Raw genomic sequence first — 25,950 nt, 5'->3', positions numbered from 1 at the left:
AAAAGGGGTGATACACCATGATTCTATTAGAGAATGTAAAGAAAATATATAAAGCAAAAAGCGGTGATGTCACTGCTGTAGATAATGCCAATTTAAAAATAGAGAAAGGTGAAATATTTGGTGTTATCGGATATAGTGGCGCTGGAAAAAGTTCTTTAATTCGATTATTCAATCAGTTGGAGAAACCAACTTCAGGTCAAATTACAATTGCGAATCGCGTCATTTCAGCGATTACAGGAAGCGAACTTCGTAAGGCAAGACAAGAGATCGGAATGATTTTTCAACACTTCAACTTACTTTGGTCACGAACTGTACGTGAAAATATTGAGTTCCCACTTGAAATTGCAGGTGTTGATAAGGCGAAGAGAAGAAAACGCGTTGATGAGCTAATTCATCTTGTTGGATTAGAAGGAAGAGGAGACGCGTACCCATCTCAGCTGAGCGGAGGACAAAAGCAACGCATTGGGATTGCAAGAGCGTTAGCTAACAATCCGCAAGTACTTTTATGTGATGAAGCAACGTCAGCTCTTGATCCAGAAACGACAGATCAAATTTTAGATTTATTATTAGATATTAATAAACGTCTCGGTTTAACGATTGTACTCATTACACACGAGATGCACGTAATTCGAAAGATTTGTAATCGCGTTGCGGTAATGGAGAAAGGAAAGATTGTAGAAACAGGTCCAGTACTTGATGTGTTCCGTAATCCGCAGCAAGACATTACGAAACGATTTGTACAGCAGTTAACGGATTCTGAAGATACAAATGAAACGATTGAAAGTTTAATTGAGAAATATCCAGATGGTAAAGTAGTTCGTTTGCAGTTTATCGGTGAAGCGGTAGAAAGACCAGTGCTTCAAAGATTGATGCAACGCAGTGATATAGAAGTTAGCATTTTGCAAGGAAATATTGCACAAACGAATAACGGCTCTTACGGTAGTTTAGTTGTTCATTTAAATGGTGAGGAAACAGCGATTCAGCAAGCAATAGAGGGAATACATCAAGATCAAGTAGAGCTGGAGGTGATTGCACATGGATAAATTACTCACAAATGTTGATTGGAATCAAATGTTAGAAGCAACGGGTGAAACGTTATATATGACGGCAATCGCAGCTCTTGCCACATTTGTTTTAGGACTCATTTTAGGATTGTTACTCTTTATGACAGCGAAAGATAATTTATGGGAAAACAAAGCGGTTAACACGGCGATTGGAGCGTTCGTAAACATTTTCCGCTCGATACCGTTCATTATTTTAATCATTTTATTAATCCCATTCACAAAGATTCTGCTTGGAACAATTCTTGGAGCGAGTGCAGCACTTCCAGCTTTAATTATTGGAGCGGCACCGTTTTACGCGAGAATGGTTGAAATCGCCCTTCGTGAAATTGATAAAGGTGTAATTGAAGCTTCAAAAGCGATGGGAGCAAAAACAAGCACAATTATTTTGAAGGTGTTAATTCCAGAATCGTTACCAGCATTAGTATCTGGTATTACGGTTACGACAATTGCTTTAGTAGGCTATACAGCAATGGCGGGAGTTGTTGGTGCTGGTGGTCTTGGAACACTTGCTTATTTAGAAGGATTCCAACGAGGAAATAACGACGTAACAATCGTTGCGACAATTTGTGTATTACTAGTTGTATTTTTCATTCAGTGGATTGGTGATCGTGTAACGACTCGAATAGATAAACGATAATAAAAAACGGGAGGATGTTTCAAATGAAAAAATTATTACTGACAGCACTGATTTCAACTTCAATTTTTGGGTTAGCTGCTTGTGGCGGGAAAGATAACGATGAAAAGAAACTAGTTGTTGGTGCTTCTAACGTACCGCACGCTGAAATTTTAGAAAAGGCAAAACCGTTACTTGAGAAAAAAGGAATTGAATTAGAAGTGAAAAAATTCCAAGACTACGTATTACCAAATAAATCGTTAGCGGATAAGGATTTAGATGCAAACTACTTCCAGCACATTCCGTATTTAGAAAAAGAAATGAAAGATAAAAAATATGATTTTGAAGTAGCAGGAAAGATTCATTTAGAGCCAATTGGTGTATACTCTCAAAAATATAAGAGCTTAAAAGAACTTCCAGACGGAGCGACAATTATTATGAGTAATTCAGTTGCTGATCATGGACGTGGTTTAGCAATTTTACAAAAAGAAGGCATTTTAAAAATTAAAGATGGGGTGGATCCAGTTAAAGCAACTCCAAAAGATATTGCGGATAACCCGAAAAACTTGAAATTCAAAACAGATATTGAGCCTGGTTTATTACCACAGGTGTATAACAATAAAGAAGGCGACGCGGTTTTAATTAACTCGAACTATGCAATTGATGCGAAGTTAAACCCAGAAAAAGATGCAATTGCAATTGAAAGTAATGATTCACCATACGCAAACGTAGTAGCTGTTCGTAAAGGCGATAAAGATAAGAAAGAGATTAAAGCTCTTGTAGAAGTATTACATTCTAAAGAAATCGAAGACTTCATTAATAAAGAATATAAAGGGGCAGTTGTTCCTGTAAAAGAATAATTGCTGTAAAAGGGCTGGTGTATGCCAGCCTTTTTTATAACTACATAATTATACGGGAGAAGGGGACATCATATGAAAAAGATTCTATTGTCAGTTGTTACAGCGTTGTCTGTATTTACATTAGCTGCTTGCGGAGGGAAAGAGGAGAATAAGCTTGTTGTGGGAGCTTCTAACGTGCCGCACGCTGTTATTTTAGAAAAGGCACAGCCGATATTAGAGAAAAAGGGAATTAAATTAGAAATTAAAAAATTCCAAGATTATGTGTTGCCAAATAAAGCGTTAGCGGATAAGGAAATTGATGCGAACTACTTCCAACACATTCCTTATTTAGATAAAGAAATCCAAGAAAAAGGATATAAAATTGTAAACGCGGGAAAAATTCATTTAGAGCCAATGGGTATTTATTCAAAGAAATATAAAAGCTTAAAAGACTTACCAGATGGCGGGACAGTGATTATGAGTAATAACGTAGCGGAGCGTGGCCGTATGCTAGCACTGTTACAAAAAGGCGGCGTTATTAAACTAAAAGACGGAGTAGATGTTGTGAAAGCAACAGTAAAAGATGTTGTAGAAAATCCGAAAAACTTAAAGTTTAAAACAGATGTAGAGCCTGGGCTTTCACCAAAGTTATATGAAAATAATGAAGGTGATGCATTATTTATTAATTCAAACTATGCAATTGACGCAAAATTAAATCCAACAAAGGATGCGATTGCGATTGAAGGATCAGACTCTCCGTATGCAAATATTATTGCAGTTCGTAAAGGTGACGAGAAGAAAAAAGAAATTAAAGAGCTAGTAGAAGTACTGCATTCAAAAGAAATTCAAGATTTTATTAATAAAGAATATAAAGGTGCTGTACTTCCGGTAAGTGAATAAATATAAGGAAAGGACTGGAAAATTACCAGTCCTTTTTTCTTTATATAAATAAGAAGAAAGGTGTATCATAGAAAGATGTGAAGGAAATACTTATATACATTTGTGAAAAAATTGTTACTTTTTTTCGTCGTTTGCGATATCATTTTATTTGATATAAAATTAGAATGAGAATAAAATGAGAATATGAACGTTTTAGGAATTTTTAAAATGTATATATAGGATTAATGGAGGTATTGAGATGGCTGGTTCTACATTAACGGTTAAAGACTTACACGTATCAATTGATGGCAAAGAAATTTTAAAAGGTGTAAACCTTGAAGTAAAAGGTGGAGAAATCCACGCAATTATGGGACCTAACGGAACAGGTAAATCAACTTTATCTTCTGCAATTATGGGTCACCCAAAATATGAAGTAACAGAAGGTAGCATCATCATCGACGGTGAAGATGTATTAGAAATGGAAGTAGATGAGCGCGCACAAGCAGGTCTATTCCTAGCAATGCAATATCCAAGTGAAATTAGCGGAGTAACAAACGCTGACTTCTTACGTTCTGCAATTAACGCACGTCGTGAAGAAGGCGATGAAATTTCTCTTATGAAATTTATCCGTAAATTAGATAAAAACATGGAATTCCTAGAAATGGATCCAGAAATGGCACAACGTTACTTAAACGAAGGTTTCTCTGGCGGTGAGAAAAAACGTAACGAAATTCTTCAATTAATGATGATTGAGCCAAAAATCGCAATCTTAGACGAAATTGACTCAGGTCTTGATATCGATGCATTAAAAGTTGTATCTAAAGGTATTAACGAAATGCGCGGCGAAGACTTCGGTTGCCTAATGATTACGCATTACCAACGTTTATTAAACTACATCACTCCAGACTTCGTTCACGTTATGATGAACGGTCGTATCGTTAAATCTGGTGGACCTGAGCTTGCACAACGTCTAGAAGCTGAAGGTTACGACTGGATTAAAAAAGAATTAGGTATTGAAGACGAAACAACAGAGCAAGAAGCGTAAGAGAGGAGCATAAACATGACAATCGGTACATTACCTTTCGATCAAGAAACAATCCGTCAACGCGCAAGCGAAGTAAACGAAGCAGCTTGGTTGACTGAGTTCCGCTTACAAGCTCTTGCACAAGCAACTGAACTTCCAATGCCAACTCCTGATAAAACGAAAATTGACAAATGGGACTTTATCGGAAAAGGCGACGCTGCTAAGCAAGAGCCTGTAAGTTCTTTAACAGAGCTTCCAGAAGCAGTGAAAAACTTAATCGATGAAAATAACAGTGTATTAGTGCAACGTACTGGTACAACTGCATTCGTTTCTTTAGCAGACGAAGCAAAAGAAAAAGGTGTTATTTTCACAGACATCGTAACAGCTGCAACTGAGCATGCTGAACTAGTACAAAAGTACTTAATGAAAGACGGCGTGAAGGTAGACGAGCATCGTCTAACTGCACTTCATGCTGCATTAATCAACGGTGGTGCATTCGTATATGTTCCGAAAAACGTTGTTCTTGAAACTCCACTTCAAGCTGTATTCTTAGTAGACGGCGAAGAAGCTAACGTATATAACCACGTATTATTCGTAGCTGATGCGAACAGTACTGCAACTTATGTAGAAAACTACGTTGCAAATGAAAATGCTAAAGGTATTGCAAATATCGTAGCAGAAGTAATCGTGGAACAAGGCGCACAAGTGAAATTCGGTGCGGTTGATCTATTAGCAAAAGACGTAACAACTTACGTTAACCGCCGCGGTATTGTTGGACGCGACGGCCGCGTTGATTGGGCTCTAGGCCTTATGAATGACGGAAACACAATTTCAGAGAACGTTACAAACTTAATGGGCGACGGTTCATATGCTGATACAAAAACAGTAACAATTGGCCGTGGTAACCAAACACAAAACTTTACAACTAAAGTTGTTCACTTCGGTAAACACTCTGAAGGTTGGATTTTAAAACACGGTGTACAAAAAGATAGTGCAACATCTATCTTTAACGGAATTGGTAAGATTGAACACGGTGCATCTAAGTCAAATGCACAACAATCTTCTCGCGTTCTTATGTTAGATGAGAAAGCACGCGGTGATGCAAACCCAATTCTTTTAATTGACGAAGATGATGTTATGGCAGGTCACGCAGCTTCAGTAGGTCGCGTAGATCCAACTCAACTATATTACTTAATGAGCCGTGGTATTCCAAAACGCGAAGCAGAACGTTTAGTCATCCATGGATTCTTAGCACCTGTAGTTAATGAGCTTCCAATTGAGGGAGTAAAGGCACAGCTTGTTGAGGTAATTGAAAGGAAAGTTCGCTAATGAATATTCATGAAATACGCAAACAGTTTCCAATTCTTGATCAAAAAGTGAACGGCAAACAACTTGTTTATTTCGATAGTGCAGCAACTTCTCAAAAACCAATTCAAGTCATTGAAACGTTAGAACGTTACTATAAAGAATATAACTCTAATGTGCATCGCGGTGTTCATACGCTCGGTACGAAAGCTACCGACGCGTATGAAGGTGCACGCGAGAAAGTTCGCAAGTTTATTAATGCGAAATCAATGGAAGAGATTATTTTCACGCGCGGAACAACAACTGCATTAAATACAGTAGCGGCTAGCTATGGTCTTGAAAATGTAAAAGAAGGCGATGAAATCGTTATTTCTTACATGGAGCACCATAGTAACATCATTCCGTGGCAGCAAGTTGCGAAGAAAACTGGTGCAACTTTAAAATATCTTCCGCTTCAACCAGATGGGACAATTTCAATAGAAGATGCTCGTCAAACAATTACACCGAATACAAAAATCGTTTCTATCATGTATGTTTCTAACGTACTTGGAACGATTAACCCTGTAAAAGAAATCGGAGCAATTGCACATGAAAATGGCGCAATTATGGTCGTTGACGGTGCACAAAGTACACCTCATATGAAAGTGGATGTACAAGATTTAAACTGTGATTTCTACGCATTATCTGCTCATAAGATGTGCGGCCCTACAGGTATCGGCGTATTATATGGTAAGAAAGAATTGCTAAACAATATGGAGCCAATTGAATTTGGCGGTGAAATGATTGATTTCGTAGATTTACAAGAATCTACTTGGAAAGAGCTTCCGTGGAAGTTCGAAGCAGGTACGCCGATTATCGGTAATGCAATCGGACTTGGTGCGGCAATTGATTTCCTAGAAGAAATCGGTCTTGATAATATTGAAAAGCATGAGCATGAATTAGCGCAATACGCTTTAGAAAGACTATCAGAAGTAGATGGCGTTACAATTTATGGTCCAAAGCATCGCGCTGGTCTTGTTACATTTAATATTGAAGACGTACATCCTCATGATGTAGCGACAGTATTAGATGTAGAAGGTATTGCGGTTCGCGCAGGACATCACTGTGCACAACCGCTTATGAAGTGGCTGAAAGCTTCTTCAACAGCACGTGCAAGCTTCTATTTATATAATACAAAAGAAGAAATTGATACATTTGTTGAATCGCTAATCAAGACAAAGGAGTATTTCACAAATGTCATTTAATAATTTAGATACGTTATATCGTCAAGTTATTATGGATCATTACAAAAATCCTCGTAACCATGGCGTGTTAGAAGATAGTGTTACAGTTAACTTGAACAATCCAACTTGCGGCGACCGTATTCAACTTACGATGAAAGTAGAAGAAGGTATTGTGCAAGAAGCGAAGTTTGAAGGAGAAGGATGTTCTATCTCAATGTCTTCAGCTTCAATGATGACACAAGCAGTAAAAGGTAAGAAAATTGAAGAGGCACTTCAGCTTTCTAAAATTTTCTCTGACATGATGCTAGGAAAAGAGTACGATGACAGCATCGATTTAGGAGATATTGAAGCATTACAAGGCGTATGCAAGTTCCCTGCACGTATTAAATGTGCAACATTAGCGTGGAAAGCGTTAGAAAAGGGCTTAAACGAAGATAAGTAATGTTAAAGGTTCCTAAAAACGAGGTTATCTAAGGAGGGACACACCAACATGGCGAAGCAACTGCCAGATATCGGCGATTATAAATATGGTTTCAAAGACAAAGACGTTTCGATTTTCCGTGCTGGACGCGGTTTAACAAAAGAGATCGTTGAAGAGATTTCACGTATGAAAGAAGAACCACAGTGGATGTTAGACTTCCGTTTAAAATCACTGGATAAGTTCTATGAAATGCCAATGCCACAATGGGGCGGCGACTTAAACGACTTAGATTTCGATGAAATTACGTACTACGTAAAACCATCTGAGAAATCTGAGAAGTCTTGGGATGAAGTACCTGATGAAATTAAAGCTACATTTGATAAATTAGGTATTCCAGAAGCTGAGCAAAAGTATTTAGCTGGTGTATCTGCACAGTACGAATCTGAAGTTGTATACCACAACATGAAAGAAGACCTAGAAGCTCTAGGAATCGTCTTCAAAGATACAGATAGCGCATTAAAAGAGAACGAAGATATTTTCCGTGAGCATTTCGGAAAAGTAATCCCACCGACAGACAACAAATTCGCAGCATTAAACTCTGCAGTTTGGTCTGGTGGATCATTCATCTACGTTCCAAAAGGTGTTAAAGTTGATACACCACTTCAAGCGTATTTCCGTATTAACTCTGAAAATATGGGACAATTCGAGCGTACGCTTATCATCGTAGACGAAGGCGCACACGTACACTACGTAGAAGGTTGTACAGCACCTGTTTACACGACTAACTCACTTCACAGTGCGGTAGTAGAAATCATCATTAAGAAAGATGCATATTGCCGTTATACAACAATCCAAAACTGGGCGAACAACGTATACAACCTAGTTACAAAACGTGCGGTTTGTGAAGAAAACGCAACGATGGAATGGATTGACGGTAACATCGGATCTAAATTAACGATGAAATACCCAGCAGTTATCTTAAAAGGCGAAGGCGCTCGTGGTTTAACATTATCTATCGCGATTGCTGGTAAAGGCCAACACCAAGATGCTGGTGCGAAAATGATTCACTTAGCACCAAACACGTCTTCAACAATCGTTTCTAAATCGATTGCGAAGCATGGTGGTAAAGTAACTTACCGTGGTATCGTACACTTCGGACCAAAAGCGAAAAACTCTCGCTCTAACATCGAGTGTGACACGTTAATCATGGATAACCAATCTACATCTGATACAATTCCTTACAACGAAATCAAAAACGATTACGTTTCACTTGAGCACGAAGCGAAAGTATCAAAAGTATCAGAAGAACAATTATTCTACCTAATGAGCCGCGGTATTTCTGAGCAAGAAGCTACAGAAATGATCGTAATGGGCTTCATCGAGCCATTCACTCGCGAACTTCCAATGGAATACGCAGTTGAAATGAACCGCCTAATCAAGTTTGAGATGGAAGGTTCTATTGGTTAAATAGAAATGCGGAGCCGACTGTTCAGACCCGTTGGCTAAGGTTCTTTCGCACAGAAGATGCTTTTTATCTTCTCGTGCGGAAGGTTCTTAGACATGAGGGTCTAGGAGGCAAAGCTGGACATATTTAAAGTGGAGGCGGCTCGTCCAGAATGTGAGGGGGATGGAGCTTCTGACGTAGAGGCGCTTTTTGCCTCATAGGAAGAAGTGAAGCCACCGAACATTCTAGCCGCTGGAACTGGATAATATATAAAGGAAGCGCCCTGCTGTGCAGGGCGCTTTTTTTTATTGTGTGAGTTGGGCTTGGGGTGGGGTTAGCCGAGATACCCAGGTGGGTTTCTGACTAAATATATCAGCGATTTTTCAAATATATCGATCACAACTCGGAATATATCGGCGATTATTTCAATATATCGACGATTCGACAAGGAATATCGACTTATCAACAAATTACGACAAAAGAAATTCTTCATATACCCTGCAACATTTTATATGAAAGGGGACCGACTGGAAGTAAGGCAAAGATACTGACAAATCCACTGGTGAATCCAATTGAAAAAAGACCTGCGAATCTCCTGTTGAACTTTCTGACAAATCCCCGCTCTACCAACAAATCCAACAACTAAAAAAGAAAGTTTCTCATATAAAAAGGGCAATCTTTTGCTTTTTCTCACAATGCGAGTACAATGTAAAATAGCAAGAAAAGACGAAAAGTATTTACAGGATTATTGCGTGCGCATAGCGTAAATGGCAGTAAGGAACTGAGAGGAGGTTTTTTCTCTGAATATAAATAAAGAAACAATCATCCACCTTTATCATACAAACGATATACATAGTCATTTTGAAAATTGGCCGCAAATTTCTCGCTTTGTACAAGGAGAGAAAAAGCGAAGACAGGAAGCGGGAGAGACTGTTTTAACTGTAGATATCGGCGATCATGTGGATCGTTTTCATAGTATTTCGGAAGCGACGAATGGGCTTGGCAATACGAAGCTTTTAAATGAGGCGTTATATGATTATGTAACAATCGGAAATAATGAAGGAATTACGTTAGCGAAGGAGCATTTGAATCGTCTATATGATGATGCTGGATTTGAGGTGCTTGTCGCAAATTTATTTGAAAAAGAAGGGGTACGTCCAGAGTGGGCAAAGCCTTATAAATTACATACAACGACAGATGGGATTACGATTGCTTTTATCGGATTAACGGTTGCGTATCCAGAGTTTTATCAAATGTTAGATTGGCATATTGAAGATCCAATTGAGCATTTAGAGTCTATTTTAGAAGAAGTGAGAGATGAGGCTCATATAACGGTTGTCCTTTCTCACCTTGGAAAAAGTATGGATGAGCATATGGCGGAGCATTATGATATAGATGTTATTTTAGGGGCACATACCCATCATTTATTTGAGCGTGGTGTTCTTATGAATCATACGTTACTTTGTTGTTGTGAAAAGTGGGGACGTTACGTTGGGCACGTTCAGCTTACTGTGGATAAAGAGACGAAGAAGCTGTTGAAAAAGGATGGTAGAGCAATTAAGACTGAACGTTTAGGTGCTTATAACAAACCATTATCCACAATTGAAGCGCTGCAGGAAGAAAGTAAACATATTATGGAAGAACCTGTTGTTCATTTAAAGGAATCATTACCGGTTGATTGGTTTCATGAGACAGCATTTTCGCACATGTTAGCAAATGCGTTGAAAAACTGGTGCGATGCAGAGATTGGCATGGTGAACGCTGGTGTACTTCTTGAAGGATTAGAAGAAGGCGTTGTGACGCGCGGAGATATTCACAGAATTTGTCCACATCCAATTAATCCATGCCTATTAAAAGTGCCGGGGAAAACGTTAAGAGAAGTGATCTTGAAAGCACGTCGGCCGAATATGGAGAACCTTGAGGTAAAAGGGTTTGGATTTCGGGGGAAAGTAATGGGGAAAATGATTTACGCTGGTGTAGAAGTCATTCCAGATACGATTCCTGGGAATAAAATTTTACTCGAAGATGTATTAATTAACGGGGAATCGCTGGAATTAGAACGTATATATACGGTAGGAACGATTGATATGTTTACATTTGGCTACTTATACCCAGAGCTATCCACACTTTCTGACAAACAATATTATATGCCAGAACTACTTAGAGATGTGTTAGCAGACATGTTAATAACTTATACATCTTCTGTCAAACTATAGGCTAGTTAACTTGTAACACTCATTTTTCTCTTGTCATACAGATAAGAAAGAGAGGAGTGTGAACTATGGTTAATGTAGAGCCGATTATAATCGATAATTATACGTTTATTGCGGTTAGCGTCAAACTTCCAAAGACAAATTTGCTAGCTGTAATGAGCGATAAAGGATATATTATGTGCGGTGCATTAGATGTAGGTCTTTTAAATGAGAAGTTAGGGGATCGTGGTATTATTGCTGGTCGCGCGGTTGGTGTAAGAACGATTGAACAACTTCTTGAAGCACCGCTAGAATCAGTAACGATTGAAGCCGAAGCGTTAGGTATTACGGCTGGCACAATCGGAAAAGAAGCATTATTAAAAATGAGATAAGCATATATCGTCCCTCCTTCTTGCATAGAAATGATATAAGAAGGAGGGTTTTTTATGAGTATATTTCGTTCGAAAAATTCGCGGTTTCGAAGGGGGCCTATTTCCTTTCGGCACATACTGCTTATGTCGTTTATTCTTTTTGTCATATTACTCGTGCAAGGATTATGGATTGTGAATAGTAGCATTCAGCCGACATTAATGAAATATGGAGAAGTAGAGACACATAAAATGGCGACAGCGGTTATGACGAAGGCGGTAAAAGATAGAATTGATGAGGGATTCGATGTCGATTCATTAATGAAAGTACAAAATGATAAAAACGGGAAAGTATCCACAATTAATTTAAATACGAAGCAAGTAAATGAAATCGTAACGTCAACGACCACATACATAGAAAAGTATTTACAGCAAGTAGAACAAGGGAATTTGAAGGGACTAGGTATTTCTGAAAAAAATGGGGCAACGATGGCAGTTCCGTTTGGTCGTGTAACAAATAATGCGCTTCTTGGAAATATCGGACCCGATATTCCAATTGATTTCACGACGATTGGTCATGTAAATACGGATATTAAACAAAAAATTGAGCCGCACGGAATCAATACGACAGCGATTCAAATTATTATGGAGATGGAAGTTACGTTGCAAGTCATTATTCCATTTCATACGAAAGAAATAAAAGTGAAACAAAATGTTCCAATTGCGACGCGCATCGTTCAAGGGGAAGTGCCTACTTATTACGGAAGCGGAAGTGTTGTTGTACCTGATAAAAAGAAAACGGATAGTTAGCCATAAATAAAAAATAACCGTAGCAATGTGCTACGGTTATCGTTTTGTATTTGCGCGTTCTTTTCGCTCCCAAAGACTTAAGTGCATGTAGGGGTCGAAAGCCCATTCTGTATAACCATTGTCTTTATACATGCCGAAATGTAGGTGAGGCGGGAATTTTCCAGCTGTGCCGGGAGGACCGTAACCGGTGCTACCAACAAATCCGATTACTTTTCCGGGTTCGACAATTTGTCCAAGCTGTATCTCTTTTGAGAACCCGCCTAAGTGAGCGTAATAATGATAATTGTTATGAAGGTCACGAATACCGATGCGCCATCCGCCAAGGCGGTTCCAGCCTTTTGTTTCAATAATGCCATAGCAAGTGGATCTTACTGGTACGCCATAGCCTGCGAATATATCGGTTCCTTCATGAACCCTTCTTCCCCCAAAACTTCTTCCAGCGCCAAAAGTACTACGGTAGCTATGGTCACTGCGAATCGGAAGAGGGAACGCATTTCCTTCTAAATTAATACGTCCGTAATGTTTATAAATTTGGGCGTATTCGGTAATTAAATCAACTGTTTTTGCACGTCTATAATATTCCCAGAGCATGATTTTAATACGTTCTTCTGACGTTCCTTGTTTCTTTAAAATCGTTGCTGCTGTATGCAAAAGATCACGGTCGTTATTTGCATTTGCAAATCCATCTTTGTCACCATCTAAACCTAACCCGCCAAATAGAGCAATTGTGTGGGGGAGAGTGTCGTTACCATTAACAGGTCCAGCCCATATTTCTGGTTTGAAATAAAGGGAAATGATGGCATCTGGTTTTTTCGGAATATCTTTTCTTACGCTCCGTATATTTCTTTCGTATTGATCCATTGCAGCTAAGTAATACCACGGAATGCCTGAAGATTGCTCGGTTTCTTTATATAGTGCCATGCGCTTTTCGTATATGCTTTGCTGATTATCTTCACCGTAAGCGATGTTTTGGTGGAGAAGAAAGCAAATCGAAAGCAAAAGAGAAATTTTTCGAAGCATGAAATAGACTCCTTTCACATCATCACTCTTTTTAGTGTGGGATATACGGAGTATTTCATTATAGGGAACGATTGGAAAAAATCTTAGAATCTTCATTTGAGCAAATCGCTTTCATACGTTAGAATAGATATGTTACATTGAAAGAAGCGAACACGGTAAACTATTTCATATTGTGCGGAGTTGATAACCATGACAAAACAAACAGAATATAAGCGCAAGCCCGAATGGTTGAAAATTAAGTTAAACACGAATGAAAACTATACAGGCTTAAAGAAAATGATGCGTTCTAAAAATCTTCATACAGTTTGTGAGGAAGCAAAATGTCCGAATATTCATGAATGCTGGGCTGTAAGAAAAACAGCAACATTTATGATTTTAGGTGCGGTTTGTACACGTGCTTGTCGTTTTTGTGCGGTTAAAACAGGATTACCAACTGAGCTTGATTTACAAGAGCCAGAACGCGTAGCAGATTCTGTAGTACAAATGGGCTTAAAGCACGTTGTTATAACAGCGGTTGCACGTGATGATTTAAAAGATGGTGGAGCAGCTGTTTTTGCTGAAACAGTACGCGCTGTACGTCGTAAAAATCCATTTACGTCAATCGAAGTATTACCATCTGATATGGGTGGAGTAGAAGAAAACTTAAAAATGTTAATGGATGCAAAACCAGATATTTTAAACCATAACATTGAAACAGTACGTCGATTATCTGACCGAGTTCGCGCTAGAGCAAAATATGATCGTTCATTAGAGTTTTTACGTCGAGCAAAAGAAATGCAGCCTGATATTCCAACTAAATCGAGCATTATGGTGGGCTTAGGGGAAACGAGAGAAGATTTAATTGAAGCAATGGATGACTTACGTGCAAACAATGTGGATATTTTAACTCTTGGACAATACCTACAACCATCTAAGAAGCATTTACCAGTTCTTAAATATTACCCACCAGCGGAATTTGCAGAGCTAAAAGAAATTGCACTTAGCAAAGGCTTTAGCCACTGTGAAGCTGGCCCACTTGTGCGTTCTTCTTACCATGCGGACGAGCAAGTTCGTTCTGCAAAAGAAAACACAGCAGAAGCAAAATAATGAAAAAAGGGAGCTAATGATTAGCTCTCTTTTTGTTTGTACTCCAAAACAGTATTTGGGCATGTTAATAAAATCTTTTTTAATTCTTCTGTGGATAATTCAATTGTAAATTCAGGTACACCAGGTGTAATTAAAATTTTATCGTACGTATAAATAGCGTTATCCACAATAATTGTTACATCGTGTGCATACCCGAAAGGAGCTACACATCCTGGCGTACAACCAGTTTTGTCTCGCAGTTCATCAGCGGAACAGAGAGATAAGCGTTCTCCTGTTAGTTCTTTCATCTCTCCGCGGTTAAGCCTTGTGCCCTCTAACGTGAAAAGTACGTAATAATCTCCAGCCTTTGATTTTAAAAATAAGCTTTTACTTGGAGTACCTTGTAAGCCAAGCCTCTCGCGTACAATCCGATCTGTCTCATAATCGAGTACCGGTTCGTGTTCGAATTTTTCATAAGAAACATTTGTTTTATGTAGTAAAGCAAGTACATCTTCGTACATATGGAGTGATACCCCTTTCTATTATTGGTACAGTTTCTTCTCGTGGCGTCAACTGAATGTGTTGGAAAGAGATATTACTTGGACGGTGCTTTCCATAATCGTTTTAGGCTACATTGTTCATCAATTGTAATTTCATACATATCAGGATTCGTTAAAGTTCTCCATTCATGAAAGCCGATCGTATGATCAAAGTGCTTTAAAATGAGAGTAAGTAAGTTTCCATGTGTAACGAGTAATATTGTAGTATGGTTTAATTTTAAAACGTCTTCGATAAGTGATATAGCACGGTCCGTTGCTTGTTTTGTTGACTCTCCGCCTGAAAAGGCAATATCTATATTTGTAAAAGTAGATTCTAGTTTTTGCATCCAATCGTCCATTGAAACGTCGCTTAATATGCGTTCAGCTAATCGTTCATCTTCTTGGATAGACAAATTAGCTTGGAGTGCATAGGGCCGAATAGAATCGATAGCTCGCACAAATGGGCTTGAAATAATATGGTCTATTTGTAGTTGGTTTTCTAAAAGGAATGTAGCAAGGGTGTTTGCTTGTTTTTTTCCATCGGTCGTTAATTCGGCATCACGTTCTTGGCCAGTTGCTGAACAATGTCGTATTACAATGATTTTCTTCATAATTCATCCCCATCTTTCAAGTTGACGCTATATACTTCGACAAATGTGGAAAATATTCCTTTTTATTGGAAAGGACATAATGATCTGATCATGTGGAAAAGTAATGTGGATAATAGAAAATCGAGGTGCAATGATGAAAAAAATGCTATGTATTGTATTTGTGATTTGTTTTCTCTCACAACTGTCCACAACATATGCACAATCCAATCAAAAGTTAGATTATCCAAGTAATCGAAATAAGCCATTTGTGAGCGAAGATGTGTTTTACGAACAGTTAGATAAGAAAATGTATAAAGAATACAATAATGCAGCGTATAGTGTTCGAAAAAAGATTTTATTTAAAGAAGTACCCGACGAAGAATATTCCTTTTTACAAAAAACAGCCGCGGGTTGTCGGGGTGAAGTAGTGCTTCAAGATTCTTTTATTCACCCTGATCGCCAAGTTTATTTTTTCGCTTCCTTTTCTCAAAATGAAGTAGAAGAGTTACACAAGTACATCGTTATAGATGCAGAAACAAAGAAGGAGCTACAAAGCGGTAAAAGTTATCATCGCTATGATAATCTTTATAAAAAATAACCCACCAACAGGCGGGTTATTTTTACTTTGGCACACTCATTAATTTCTCTTTCATTTTACGAATAAGAATGATAGCGCCAATTGTAAAGAGAAGGGTGATTCCTTCTGCAACAAAGATGTTAATTGTTTTCGTTTGGTAAAGTGCCGCGAAGAAGTCTACAAGTGCGTGGAATAGTATAGCGTACACAAGGAAGATATACTTCTTCTGTTTTACTGCGTATAAAACAAGCATTGTAAAGGCGATTTGCAGCACGAGTGCCATAATTCTTTCTAAGCTGCCAAGGAAGTATAAGTAGGCAGGTTGCTGAATTAACATGTCTTGTAGGCGGCTTAGTTCTGGCATTTTTTCGACCATCTGGGCGAAGCTACCGTTGTTAATTGAATTCGCAAATATAAGTGCTTGGAATGCAGAGAATCCGCCAACTAAAATGGATTCAATTCCGCCGTGACCGATTCCGTAAGCGAAGCCATCTTTATATTCTTGATATTTTTTTAGTAGGAAGAAGAAGGCAACGAAGCGTCCTAATTCTTCAAATATACCAGCAGTTAGTCCGCCATAAAGTGCGAAAACAAATGGATTTTCTAAAATTGGAGCGATTGCTGGATTACCGCGCATAAATAGGTGGAATGGTGTTTCGAGAATTTGGGTAAATCCGATAAAGATAAGAACACCAACGCCGACCACTTTCCAATTTATATTATATTTTTTACGGAAATAAACGAGTACAATAATTGGGACCAGAATCGAGACAATGAGTTGAAAGATGATGCTGGCAATTACAGTATTTGAAACCATATTTTCACCGCTTTCTAATATATGTACATATCTATTATGCATGAAATATTTTATAAAGAAAATGAATTTACTTATTGACTCTAACGTTGCGTCATACTTTATCGTATGTATTAAGGGGGAGATACACATGGCAATGAAGGTAAAAGAAGTAGCTAATTTAGTTGGAATTAGTGTGCGCACACTGCATCATTACGATGAAATTGGGTTGTTAACCCCAGATGAGACGACAGAGTCTGGATATCGTCTGTATTCCAATGAAAATTTAGAGACGCTGCAGCAAATTTTATTTTTTAAAGAACTAGGCTTCCCTTTGAAAAAAATTAAAGAAATTATCATGAGTCCATCATTTGACCGGGAAGAAGCATTGCAGCTTCATAAGAAAATGCTTCTTGAAAAGCGGGCTAGGTTAGATAAAGTGATTGCGACGATTGATAAAACAATTCAGCATACAAAAGGAGAGATTGAAATGACGAATAAAGAGAAATTTGAAGGCTTCGATTTCAGCCATAATCCGTACGAAGAAGAAGCGCGTGAAAGATGGGGAGACAGAGCTGTAGATAAAGCGAATGAATATGCGAAAGGTATGTCTAAAGAAAACCAAGAAGAGTTTAATACGATTTACAGAAACTTAGCGGCGCTTAGACACGGAGAACCAGATTCTAAAGAGGCACAAGAAGCAATTGGAGTATGGTACGATTACTTGCAAAACTTCGGTGAATATTCATTAGATGCTTTTAAAGGACTCGGTCAAATGTACGTCGCTGATGAGCGCTTTACGAAAAATATCGATAAGTTTGGCGAAGGTTTAGCGCAGTTTATGTGTGATGCGATGGAGGTTTACGCAAATCGTAAGAAATAGTAAAAAATAAAGAAGATGGAGTTTTTCTCCACCTTCTTTATTTTTTTATCATATCATTTAAAGTCTGATCCCCTGTATTGTTCAAATGAGGATTTTTACTCATTTCACGTTTTAACATATCGAGGCTTTGCGTATATTCTGTATCATTTAATGCGCCAGATTGAAGCCCTTGAATTTGAGAAATCAACTTTTGGTCTGTTGATACATATGCTTTATAATAGCGAGGGACGATGGACAAAGCAGCTCTATATACTTGATCCGCTACGAGTTTCGGATCCGTTGTGTTTGCACGGTATACAACAAATACTTCATCGTCTGTAACGAGCGTAGCAGCGTTTGTAACGTCAGGAAGTTTGACTGTCATGCTTGTAATCATTTCAGCAACTTTCTCACGGTTAATGGCTCCTACTTGTTTATTAGATACTTCATGCTTTTGTTTAGATGAATAGCCGACTCTCGTTAATCGTGTATTTGTATTTTCCGTATGATACATGTCGTTTTTGTTGGAAACAAGAACACGACTTCCTTCTTCACGTTCCATTTCGGCTTTATTCGTTGGTTGGCAGCCTGCAAATAAGGAAAGAGTGAGGAGAGAAAGTATAATTTGTTTTTTCACGATGTATCACCTCCTTCTCCATAGCATGCACTAATTTTCAATTTTTTGTATTTGAAATTGTTGGTTGGTATGCTTTGTGATACGATAAAAAGAAGAATGCTTAGAGAGGAAGTTAATGATGGAGCAAAAGCAGGAGATTCATGCTACGGTGAGCATTAATAATGTGCAGTACGAAGTAATTAAAAACTTTCGTGACGGTTTTAGTGAAGAAGCATTTAAAGAGCGCTATGCAGAAATTTTAAATAAATATGATTACATCGTTGGGGACTGGGGTTATGAGCAACTTAGATTGCGCGGATTCTTTGATGATAGTAACCAGCGTGCGACATATGATACGAAAATTAGTACGTTATCGGAGTATTTATACGAGTACTGTAACTTTGGTTGTGCACACTTCGTATTACGAAAAGTGAAGAAATAAAAAAATCCTCTTACAATTGTAAGAGGATTTTTTGTATATTCTCATTTATAAACAAATCGAGATACGATCGCCTTCAGAAAGTATTGTATTTGGTTTCATTTGTTGTCCGTTCAATTGAATATCCCCGTTTTTAATTTTATCCACAATGCGTGTACGGCTCCAGTCGGAAATATATGTGGATAAAGCTTTATCCATCCGGTGGGAACCGAAAACGAGGTCTAATACAATTGTGATTTCGGCTATGCCACTTTCTTTATGCTGTGTAATGGAAATGGTAGTAGTTGTTTCCGTTTGATCTTGCTGAGGCATATCGACTGTTTCCACATGATCAGTAAATGATTTATAAATACGAAGTTTTTGATTCCACGTATGATCTTTCGGGCATTTATAAATAGCAAAACGATATATATTTTTTCCGTTGGCGTTATGCCTACGAATATTTGTGTCGGTAAATAGGGTAGTGCGTCTGCAATTTTTACAATACTTTTCGATTGTGTTTTGCTCGTTTTCATATAAACTCCAAGAAAGTTGTACTTTCTGCATTTTCCTTCACCTCTTATCGTAGTGGCAAAGAAACGTAATACAGCTATTTGGATGTCTTGTAGTATGAAGACATGAGGAAAAGACAAAAATAAAAGGAGGTTCCCCAAAGAGGAACCTCCGTAAACATCATACTACAGATGAGTTACGCTCCTTTGTAATGGGAATGGGCAGACTACTCCCTTGAAAAAGCACGGTGCTTTTTTGAGAGTAATGCTATCCAATTGCTGGTCCATTACAAAGTAAATGTTGGCATACGTAGATAACGTCCTTTCTATCCAAATAGATTTATTTTTCATTATAACACGGATAATTGAAAATTCAAAATAATTAAAGTGAAAAAACACCAGCTAAAAAGCTGGTGCCTAAGATAAATTATATAAGTTCAAATAAAAATGAGCGTAGTTCTTCTGCAATTTCTTCAGTCATAGAAAATGCGTGCTCTAAGTAGCCTGGTTCGTTTAAATCGTCGGCGCCGATGATTGCAAATTTATTACGCTGCATATCAAGGACAATTGTTTTACCGTAATGACGATCGGAGTATAGTAGCGCTAAATCATGACGCTCATTTTCTCCCATAAAGCTAACGAAACGAGTTTTTGTAGCGACAGTGTCGTCGTACAGAAAGAAACGTTCTTCCATACACATGGCTCCTTTTATTAAATATCTAAGTTTAAGTGTGGCTTATGATCTAAATGGTGATGCGTTTTAATGAATCGTACCGTTCTTGTTTTGTAACGCATTACGATAGAGTATGTTTCAGCTAAATCTCCGCCTAGGAATTTCACGCCGTCTAATAACTCACCAGCAGATACACCAGTTGCTGAGAAGATTGCATCATCACCAGACACTAAGTCTTCTAGCATTAGAAGTTGACGAGGGTCTTCTAATCCCATTTCACGACAACGAGCTTCTTCTTCTTCGTTCATTGGAACTAAGCGAGCTTGCATTTCACCTTCAAGGCATTTTAATGCTGCTGCAGAAATAACGCCTTCTGGAGCTCCGCCAATACCTACGAATAAGTCGATACCAGTTCCAGGTAGTGCTGTTGCGATTGACGCACCAACATCACCGTCACCAAATAATTTTACGCGTGCACCTTTTGCACGAACACGATCGATAATATCTTGATGACGTTCACGTTCTTGAACGATAACTGTTAGATCGCGAATCTTTTTATTGTTAGCTTCCGCTACAATTTCAATTGTTTTTTCAATTGGATCATCTAAGCTAATTTTACCAGCTGCTTTTGGACCAACCGCGATTTTTTCCATGTACATATCAGGAGCATGAAGAAGGTTTCCTTTATCTGCGATTGCGATAACTGCCATTGCATTTGCAAGACCTTTTGCAACGATGTTTGTACCTTCTAATGGGTCAACGGCGATATCTACTTCTGGACCGTTACCTGTTCCTAGTTCTTCACCAATATATAACATCGGTGCTTCATCAAGTTCTCCTTCACCAATTACAACTGTACCTGCCATGTTTACTGAATCGAACATATCACGCATTGCTGTAGTTGCTGCATCATCTGCTTCATTTTTCTTTCCGCGGCCCATCCACTGTGCGGATGCTAATGCTGCTGCTTCTGTTACACGGACAATTTCTAGTGCGAGTTCACGTTCCAAGATTCCATTCCTCCAATTTCAAAAATCATACAAATATAACTATAACAAATTACGGGGAAAAGGTGAATTCGAAAAATTGTCGATTTTTTCAGAAGAAAGCGTTACAATTAAAATGTAAATGCTTTAATTTCCAGGTAGGTGACATTCATGTATTTTGTAGACAGAAAGAAAATAGAACAAATGCTAGTATGTTTAGAACGAGCAACAAGTACATTTCAAGAGAAAAAGATATATGAAACCGAGTTTGAATTTTACGCATTAGAACGCATAGCGCATCTAATGATTGATTCTGTATTAGATGTAGGTAATGCGATGATTGATGGATTTATTATGCGCGATCCAGGAAGTTATGAAGATATTATCGATATTTTAATGGACGAGCGAGTGATAAGTGCAGAAGAAGGACAAGGAATGAAAGAAGTGATTCTTCTTCGAAAAATGCTTACGCAAGATTATATTCAAATGAATCATGATGAATTATATAAGACGATTCAAAAACATATTGCGGTGGTAGGGAAATACCCAGCAAATATTCGCAATTATTTAGAAAAGGAATTAGGACCTGTATCTGCATTTGTACCAGAATAATTATGCTTATAAGATCCCCAGAGAATGCCTTTTGGGGGTCTTATATTGTATGTGAGGGAGAAGGGTGAAGCATGGGGGAAGCACGTACGACGAAAGATGAAATTGTGCAGTTGTTGAAAGTAAAGGGAGAGCACACCGTAGCGGAACTAGCTGAAGTTTTAGAGATTACAGAAATGGCGATTCGAAGACATTTAAGTAATCTTGAGAAAGATGGTTTCATCTATTCCAAGATGGTAAGGCAACATGTCGGAAGACCAACTTATTTGTATGGATTAAGCGAAAAGGGAGAAGATACATTCCCGAAAGAGTATAAGCAATTTGCGATTGATATGCTAGAAGATTTAGCGCGAATGGGCGATGAAAAAATACTTCGTTACGTTTTAAAAGAGAGAACGAAGCGAATGGAAGAACAGTTACAAAAGCGCGTGAGTAATCAAAAGAATTTAGCATATAAAGTGCAAGAGATAGCAGCTATGCAAGAGAAAAATGGTTATATGGTTCAAATTAAGAGAGACGGAGAGAACTCTTTCGTAATTGAAAAACAAAACTGTCCGTTAAAGGAAATCGCTGAGAGATTCCCGCAAGTGTGTGAAGATGAAAAAGAGATGTATAATCGTTTATTTGCGAACGCAGATGTAAAAACGCTAGCAAACATGTGCGAGGGCGATTGTAGTTGTTCTTACCAAATAAAAGAGAAAAAATGAACGTTATGGGGCGCTTTAAGGTAAAGCGTTTTTTTCTTTTGGAAAAGCGGGTAATATAAGAGTGGTATGATAAGGTGAGAACGTTAGCATAGAAGGAGAGACATAATCGATGTATAAAGGTTACTTAATTGACTTAGACGGTACAATGTATCGCGGAGAAGAACAAATTGAAGAAGCGAGCGACTTCGTAAAAGCATTAGGAGAGCGCGGCATTCCATATTTATTCGTTACGAATAACTCAACTCGTAAACCAGAACAAGTGGCAGAAAAACTTGTTCGTTTCGATATTCCAGCGAAAGCAGAGCAAGTATTCACAACGAGTATGGCAACAGCAAACTTCATTTACGAACGTAAACAAGACGCAACTGTATATATGATTGGTGAAGAAGGCTTACATGATGCGCTTGTGGAAAAAGGATTTGAACTTGTAGATGAAAATCCTGATTTCGTTGTTGTTGGTTTAGATCGTGACATCACATATGAAAAATTAGCAAAAGCTTGTCTTGCTGTACGTAACGGCGCAACGTTTATTTCTACAAATGGAGACATTGCCATTCCGACTGAGCGCGGGTTATTACCAGGTAACGGTTCATTAACATCAGTTGTAGCAGTATCAACAGGTGTGGATCCAATCTTTATCGGAAAACCAGAATCAATCATTATGGAACAAGCTTTAAAAGTGCTTGGCATAGAAAAGAATGAAGCCTTAATGGTTGGGGATAACTACGATACAGACATTTTAGCAGGAATCAATGCTGGTATGCATACGCTTCTTGTCCACACTGGAGTCACAACTGTGGAGAAGTTAACAGAATACGAAGTTCAACCGACGCAAGTTGTGCATAACTTGACGGAGTGGATTGAGAAGATGTAATGAAATGCAGGTAACCGGAATAGGTTACCTGTTTTTTTATGCATAATTGCATATGTGCTATTGTTATATAAAATGTAAAATTTATATGTAATGATATTGTGGGGAGGAAATCAGAGTGTACTGGATGTCATGTATTATGTTTGTTTTTACATTATGTGTTTTATTTTTTGTTCTATGGAAGATATATAAAATAAATGAAATGAAGAAAAGTGCGGGAAAACTTATTGCAACATATCCAAGAGTGAAGAGACGTTGGATTGCATTACTTGGACCAACGTATTTCATTGGACAATGTATGTATATATATGCTCAGTATGTAAGTGGAGATATTCATACAGTTGAACAGTTTCTTGTTCAGTCGGGGAGTTATACTGTAGCAAGTTGTTTTATGACTTTAATAGCCATCCATCTTATTAAAAGTGTACAAATATATGAAAAAGGTGTAGTAGACGGATTAAACTTTTATTCATACGAAGAATTGCAGGGCTATAAAACATCAACATGGGAAAATCCAAAAGAGAATATATTTTTATATCGCGGGCGAGAAAAAATGAATGACAATGTGAATTTACTTATTAGACAGGGAGATATGAATGAATTAGAAAGCATTCTTCAAAGATATATTCCGAAATTAATGATGAAATGAAAAACTCCGGTTGTTAAAACCGGAGTTTTTTTATTAAAATGCACGATTCACAACATCTTTAACCTCTTCAAGATATTGTTTACGCACACTGTCATCCACAGAAGGAACACTCGTATAGAATGTATGCTCAATTGTTTCAATGCCTGTAAATTCAAAAATACCAACATCCGCTGTTTTCTTCATTGCGTCAAACATACCGCCGGCTAGGTATGCCTCTTTCGTATTTCCCATTGTAGATAATAATAATCCTTTTTTACCGCTTAATAACTTCTCGATGCCATTTTCACCGTAAGCATAAGCGAAGCCGTGACTAAATACACGGTCAACGTATCCTTTTAAAATAGCAGGAAGTCCCGCCCACCAAACTGGGTAAATGAATGTAATGGTATCAGCCCAAGAGATATGCTCTTGCTCTTCTTTAATATCTGCTGGTGTGTTTCCTTGAGAAAATGAGATGAAATCGGAAGCGCCTAATACTGGATTGAAGTTTAATTCGTATAGATCACGAACGCGAACTTCATGACCTTTTTCTGCTAATTCACTTTTTACCGTTTCTAAAATCGCATGGTTGAAGCTTTCTGTATTCGGGTGTGCATAAACGATTACATGTTTCATTGTTATTCCTCCTATTTGTGGATATGTGAATGGTTTCTCTGTAACCATTATTGTTACTTCTTTTGCGGAAGTCAAGTAATACATATGTATAAAAAGACGCCTCAAATCGTCTTTCTACACACCACTCATACAAAGAACAAAGAAAACAAATAAAATAATGACAATACCAATGCCGAAGTTAAATACGAGAGTACTATCCATATATGTAACCTCCTGATTTGAAAGTAAAAAGCACTCTAGCCAAGAGTGCTTTTTTATTTTGAGTCTACTGCATAACTTTTAGAAAAGAATTCATGCATGTAAAGAGTTACATTATTTTATGTGCTTATGCTTTGAAATGAGTAAGTCCTTGTAAGGTATAGAAAAAAAGACACTCTTTCGAGTGTCTTTCAAGATGACAAAATGTGCCAATTGCTTGAGTTTGATAAGGCGCTAATATCCGTTTTAACGCCTTTTCTTTGATCAAGAAGTGTAGCAACAGCGATTCAAATGAATTGTACCATTTGTTCCGTGGGCGTGCGTATGCAATTGTGCATATTTCAATTAGAGGGAAATGAGGCACGAAAAATGAATGAATATATAGAGAATATTTGATAAGGGGAGAGAAGGATGGATATACATAAGTTAACGGTAGAAGAAACAAATGAGATAAATACGTGGACGTATGAAGAACCTTATCATTTGTATAGTTTTTCAGGCGAAGAAGAAGTAATAGAAGAATTATTAGATGGGACGTATTATGGCTGTTGTGACGATAATGGGGAGTTTATCGGCTATTTTTGTTTTGGAGAAAACGCACAAGTGCCAGGGGGACGAGATGCCCATTTATATGGTGGAGAAGATGTAATTGATATCGGACTTGGCATGAAGCCGGCGTTAACAGGGAAAGGGCTGGGAAAAATGTTTTTTCAAGTTGGCATAGCATTTGCTGTTAAAGAATTTAGGCCGAAAACGTTTCGACTTAGTGTAGCAACATTTAATACAAGAGCGATTACGCTATATAAAAACATAGGTTTTCAGCAAGGGCCCATTTTTTTGAGCCGCGGAAGAGAATTTATGCTCATGGAATATGAAAGACCGTCAGTATGACACTGACGGTCTTTCATATTTTATTATTCCGAATGCTCAGCTCTGTGCGCTAAACGGCTTGAAGCAGCGGCAGCGATTCCGCCAACGATATCATCAAGGAATGTATGCACCTTTCCAGTTGATTTATCATTTAAGTATTCTAAAATACCAGGTTTTAATTTATCGATATATCCAAAGTTTGTGAAACCGATAGAGCCGTACACATTAACGATAGAAAGTGCGATCACTTCATCAATTCCGTATAAGCCTTCATCACGTTTTACGATATCTTGTAACGGCTCACTTAACATGCCTTTTTCAGCGAGAACATCGAGTTCGATACCTGTAATCAGTGCGTTTTGTACTTCACGTTTTGATAATACACGCTCAACGTTATAACGGCATTCTGACATCTCTAAATTTGGATGATATTTTTTTTGAAGAAAATGAACAAGTTCAGCAATATCATCAATTGTTACACCGCGTTCTTGTAATAGTTGCAATGCTCTTTCTTGTAGTTGATTTGATTCTTTCATGTTTATCACCTTTTTTTCTTTTTAGTATTTGTATACGTTTCGTTGCTTTATCATGTGCATAG

The 25,950-nt window shown here is 37.9% G+C and carries 31 protein-coding genes; 21 read left to right on the top strand and 10 right to left on the bottom strand.

The window, feature by feature from the left end; all coding sequences use genetic code 11:
• Positions 1-17: 17 nt before the first annotated feature.
• From PDQ40_RS24870 to yunB, 12 genes are all read left to right on the top strand, one after another.
• On the top strand, positions 18-1,043 hold the full coding sequence (locus PDQ40_RS24870; protein WP_214328398.1) for a methionine ABC transporter ATP-binding protein: 1,026 nt from the start codon (positions 18-20) through the stop codon (positions 1,041-1,043).
• Positions 1,036-1,701 carry a methionine ABC transporter permease gene (locus PDQ40_RS24865; protein ID WP_000359556.1) on the top strand — a complete coding sequence of 222 codons (666 nt, stop codon included), beginning with the start codon at positions 1,036-1,038 and terminating at the stop codon, positions 1,699-1,701. Before PDQ40_RS24870 ends, PDQ40_RS24865 begins: the two co-directional genes overlap by 8 nt.
• 23 nt (positions 1,702-1,724) lie before the next feature.
• On the top strand, positions 1,725-2,537 hold the full coding sequence (metQ, locus tag PDQ40_RS24860; protein WP_000735115.1) for a methionine ABC transporter substrate-binding lipoprotein MetQ: 813 nt from the start codon (positions 1,725-1,727) through the stop codon (positions 2,535-2,537).
• 72 nt (positions 2,538-2,609) lie between these two features.
• On the top strand, positions 2,610-3,416 hold the full coding sequence (gene metQ / locus PDQ40_RS24855; RefSeq protein ID WP_000722401.1) for a methionine ABC transporter substrate-binding lipoprotein MetQ: 807 nt from the start codon (positions 2,610-2,612) through the stop codon (positions 3,414-3,416).
• 238 nt (positions 3,417-3,654) lie between these two features.
• The gene (gene sufC, locus PDQ40_RS24850; RefSeq protein ID WP_000929157.1) at positions 3,655-4,440 is read left to right on the top strand and encodes a Fe-S cluster assembly ATPase SufC; all 786 of its coding nucleotides are present in this window, start codon (positions 3,655-3,657) and stop codon (positions 4,438-4,440) included.
• 15 nt (positions 4,441-4,455) lie between these two features.
• The gene (sufD, locus tag PDQ40_RS24845) at positions 4,456-5,748 is read left to right on the top strand and encodes a Fe-S cluster assembly protein SufD (RefSeq protein ID WP_000152165.1); all 1,293 of its coding nucleotides are present in this window, start codon (positions 4,456-4,458) and stop codon (positions 5,746-5,748) included.
• Entirely contained in the window at positions 5,748-6,968 is a 1,221-nt protein-coding gene (sufS, locus tag PDQ40_RS24840; protein ID WP_001020761.1) for a cysteine desulfurase SufS, read from the top strand. The genes sufD and sufS overlap by 1 nt, the downstream gene beginning before the upstream one ends.
• Positions 6,958-7,389, top strand: a complete 432-nt coding sequence (gene sufU / locus PDQ40_RS24835; protein ID WP_000009523.1) for a Fe-S cluster assembly sulfur transfer protein SufU — start codon at positions 6,958-6,960, stop codon at positions 7,387-7,389. The genes sufS and sufU overlap by 11 nt, the downstream gene beginning before the upstream one ends.
• 48 nt (positions 7,390-7,437) lie before the next feature.
• Positions 7,438-8,835 (top strand): Fe-S cluster assembly protein SufB, encoded by a 1,398-nt coding sequence (gene sufB / locus PDQ40_RS24830; RefSeq protein ID WP_001118823.1) that lies wholly within the window; start codon positions 7,438-7,440, stop codon positions 8,833-8,835.
• A 777-nt stretch (positions 8,836-9,612) separates the two neighbouring features.
• Positions 9,613-11,028 (top strand): bifunctional metallophosphatase/5'-nucleotidase, encoded by a 1,416-nt coding sequence (locus tag PDQ40_RS24825; RefSeq protein ID WP_218952492.1) that lies wholly within the window; start codon positions 9,613-9,615, stop codon positions 11,026-11,028.
• Between the two features lie 65 nt (positions 11,029-11,093).
• Positions 11,094-11,396 carry a YunC family protein gene (locus PDQ40_RS24820; protein WP_000248463.1) on the top strand — a complete coding sequence of 101 codons (303 nt, stop codon included), beginning with the start codon at positions 11,094-11,096 and terminating at the stop codon, positions 11,394-11,396.
• 54 nt (positions 11,397-11,450) lie between these two features.
• Entirely contained in the window at positions 11,451-12,182 is a 732-nt protein-coding gene (yunB, locus tag PDQ40_RS24815; protein WP_002081169.1) for a sporulation protein YunB, read from the top strand.
• Between the two features lie 36 nt (positions 12,183-12,218).
• On the opposite strand, the gene PDQ40_RS24810 is transcribed toward yunB, so the two are convergent.
• Positions 12,219-13,202: a M23 family metallopeptidase gene (locus PDQ40_RS24810; protein ID WP_000944673.1), complete on the bottom strand. Its 984-nt coding sequence runs from the start codon at positions 13,200-13,202 to the stop codon at positions 12,219-12,221.
• A 189-nt stretch (positions 13,203-13,391) separates the two neighbouring features.
• Between PDQ40_RS24810 and lipA the strand changes: the two genes are divergently transcribed.
• A complete protein-coding gene (lipA, locus tag PDQ40_RS24805; RefSeq protein WP_000166370.1) occupies positions 13,392-14,288 on the top strand; it encodes a lipoyl synthase in 897 nt (298 codons plus the stop codon).
• A 20-nt stretch (positions 14,289-14,308) separates the two neighbouring features.
• Here the strand turns inward: lipA and PDQ40_RS24800 are convergent, their stop codons facing one another.
• Positions 14,309-14,788, bottom strand: a complete 480-nt coding sequence (locus PDQ40_RS24800; RefSeq protein WP_098946421.1) for a YbaK/EbsC family protein — start codon at positions 14,786-14,788, stop codon at positions 14,309-14,311.
• A gap of 74 nt (positions 14,789-14,862) precedes the next feature.
• The gene (locus PDQ40_RS24795) at positions 14,863-15,417 is read right to left on the bottom strand and encodes a histidine phosphatase family protein (RefSeq protein WP_000721036.1); all 555 of its coding nucleotides are present in this window, start codon (positions 15,415-15,417) and stop codon (positions 14,863-14,865) included.
• 103 nt (positions 15,418-15,520) lie between these two features.
• Between PDQ40_RS24795 and PDQ40_RS24790 the strand changes: the two genes are divergently transcribed.
• On the top strand, positions 15,521-15,994 hold the full coding sequence (locus tag PDQ40_RS24790; protein WP_000264801.1) for a hypothetical protein: 474 nt from the start codon (positions 15,521-15,523) through the stop codon (positions 15,992-15,994).
• Between the two features lie 22 nt (positions 15,995-16,016).
• Here PDQ40_RS24790 and PDQ40_RS24785 read toward each other — a convergent pair whose 3' ends face one another.
• Entirely contained in the window at positions 16,017-16,832 is an 816-nt protein-coding gene (locus PDQ40_RS24785) for a YhfC family intramembrane metalloprotease (RefSeq protein WP_002163480.1), read from the bottom strand.
• Positions 16,833-16,917: 85 nt separating this feature from the next.
• On the opposite strand from PDQ40_RS24785, the gene PDQ40_RS24780 reads away from it, so the two are divergent.
• Positions 16,918-17,649, top strand: coding sequence for a MerR family transcriptional regulator (locus PDQ40_RS24780; protein WP_001241003.1), 732 nt, complete (start codon positions 16,918-16,920; stop codon positions 17,647-17,649).
• Between the two features lie 37 nt (positions 17,650-17,686).
• Here the strand turns inward: PDQ40_RS24780 and PDQ40_RS24775 are convergent, their stop codons facing one another.
• The gene (locus PDQ40_RS24775) at positions 17,687-18,265 is read right to left on the bottom strand and encodes a YhcN/YlaJ family sporulation lipoprotein (protein ID WP_000744032.1); all 579 of its coding nucleotides are present in this window, start codon (positions 18,263-18,265) and stop codon (positions 17,687-17,689) included.
• A 118-nt stretch (positions 18,266-18,383) separates the two neighbouring features.
• Between PDQ40_RS24775 and PDQ40_RS24770 the strand changes: the two genes are divergently transcribed.
• The gene (locus tag PDQ40_RS24770) at positions 18,384-18,686 is read left to right on the top strand and encodes a YutD family protein (protein WP_000435941.1); all 303 of its coding nucleotides are present in this window, start codon (positions 18,384-18,386) and stop codon (positions 18,684-18,686) included.
• A 45-nt stretch (positions 18,687-18,731) separates the two neighbouring features.
• On the opposite strand, the gene PDQ40_RS24765 is transcribed toward PDQ40_RS24770, so the two are convergent.
• The 3 genes from PDQ40_RS24765 to glpX form a co-directional block, all read right to left on the bottom strand.
• Entirely contained in the window at positions 18,732-19,229 is a 498-nt protein-coding gene (locus PDQ40_RS24765; RefSeq protein WP_001174569.1) for a hypothetical protein, read from the bottom strand.
• Between the two features lie 372 nt (positions 19,230-19,601).
• Positions 19,602-19,868 carry a DUF3055 domain-containing protein gene (locus tag PDQ40_RS24760; protein ID WP_000392606.1) on the bottom strand — a complete coding sequence of 89 codons (267 nt, stop codon included), beginning with the start codon at positions 19,866-19,868 and terminating at the stop codon, positions 19,602-19,604.
• 17 nt (positions 19,869-19,885) lie between these two features.
• Positions 19,886-20,857, bottom strand: coding sequence for a class II fructose-bisphosphatase (gene glpX, locus PDQ40_RS24755; protein WP_000439091.1), 972 nt, complete (start codon positions 20,855-20,857; stop codon positions 19,886-19,888).
• 147 nt (positions 20,858-21,004) lie between these two features.
• Here glpX and PDQ40_RS24750 point away from each other — a divergent pair, with 147 nt between their 5' ends.
• From PDQ40_RS24750 to PDQ40_RS24735, 4 genes are all read left to right on the top strand, one after another.
• Positions 21,005-21,445, top strand: coding sequence for a DUF86 domain-containing protein (locus tag PDQ40_RS24750; protein WP_000274013.1), 441 nt, complete (start codon positions 21,005-21,007; stop codon positions 21,443-21,445).
• Positions 21,446-21,516: 71 nt separating this feature from the next.
• Positions 21,517-22,149 carry a helix-turn-helix transcriptional regulator gene (locus PDQ40_RS24745; RefSeq protein WP_000503356.1) on the top strand — a complete coding sequence of 211 codons (633 nt, stop codon included), beginning with the start codon at positions 21,517-21,519 and terminating at the stop codon, positions 22,147-22,149.
• Positions 22,150-22,258: 109 nt separating this feature from the next.
• A complete protein-coding gene (locus tag PDQ40_RS24740) occupies positions 22,259-23,023 on the top strand; it encodes a TIGR01457 family HAD-type hydrolase (protein WP_000276467.1) in 765 nt (254 codons plus the stop codon).
• A 115-nt stretch (positions 23,024-23,138) separates the two neighbouring features.
• The gene (locus tag PDQ40_RS24735; RefSeq protein WP_000289902.1) at positions 23,139-23,669 is read left to right on the top strand and encodes a hypothetical protein; all 531 of its coding nucleotides are present in this window, start codon (positions 23,139-23,141) and stop codon (positions 23,667-23,669) included.
• A 33-nt stretch (positions 23,670-23,702) separates the two neighbouring features.
• Here the strand turns inward: PDQ40_RS24735 and PDQ40_RS24730 are convergent, their stop codons facing one another.
• A complete protein-coding gene (locus PDQ40_RS24730) occupies positions 23,703-24,284 on the bottom strand; it encodes an NAD(P)H-dependent oxidoreductase (protein WP_000683415.1) in 582 nt (193 codons plus the stop codon).
• Between the two features lie 609 nt (positions 24,285-24,893).
• On the opposite strand from PDQ40_RS24730, the gene PDQ40_RS24725 reads away from it, so the two are divergent.
• Positions 24,894-25,373 carry a GNAT family N-acetyltransferase gene (locus tag PDQ40_RS24725; protein WP_270691714.1) on the top strand — a complete coding sequence of 160 codons (480 nt, stop codon included), beginning with the start codon at positions 24,894-24,896 and terminating at the stop codon, positions 25,371-25,373.
• Positions 25,374-25,396: 23 nt separating this feature from the next.
• Here the strand turns inward: PDQ40_RS24725 and PDQ40_RS24720 are convergent, their stop codons facing one another.
• Positions 25,397-25,888 (bottom strand): phosphatidylglycerophosphatase A family protein, encoded by a 492-nt coding sequence (locus tag PDQ40_RS24720; protein ID WP_000665103.1) that lies wholly within the window; start codon positions 25,886-25,888, stop codon positions 25,397-25,399.
• Positions 25,889-25,950 lie beyond the last annotated feature (62 nt).

The sequence above is a fragment of the Bacillus cereus group sp. Bc061 genome (assembly GCF_027715825.1).
Classification (GTDB): Bacteria; Bacillota; Bacilli; order Bacillales; family Bacillaceae_G; genus Bacillus_A; species Bacillus_A paranthracis.
The sequence above is the reverse complement of the archived record's forward strand: the minus strand, read 5'-3'. Positions and strand labels throughout refer to the sequence as shown.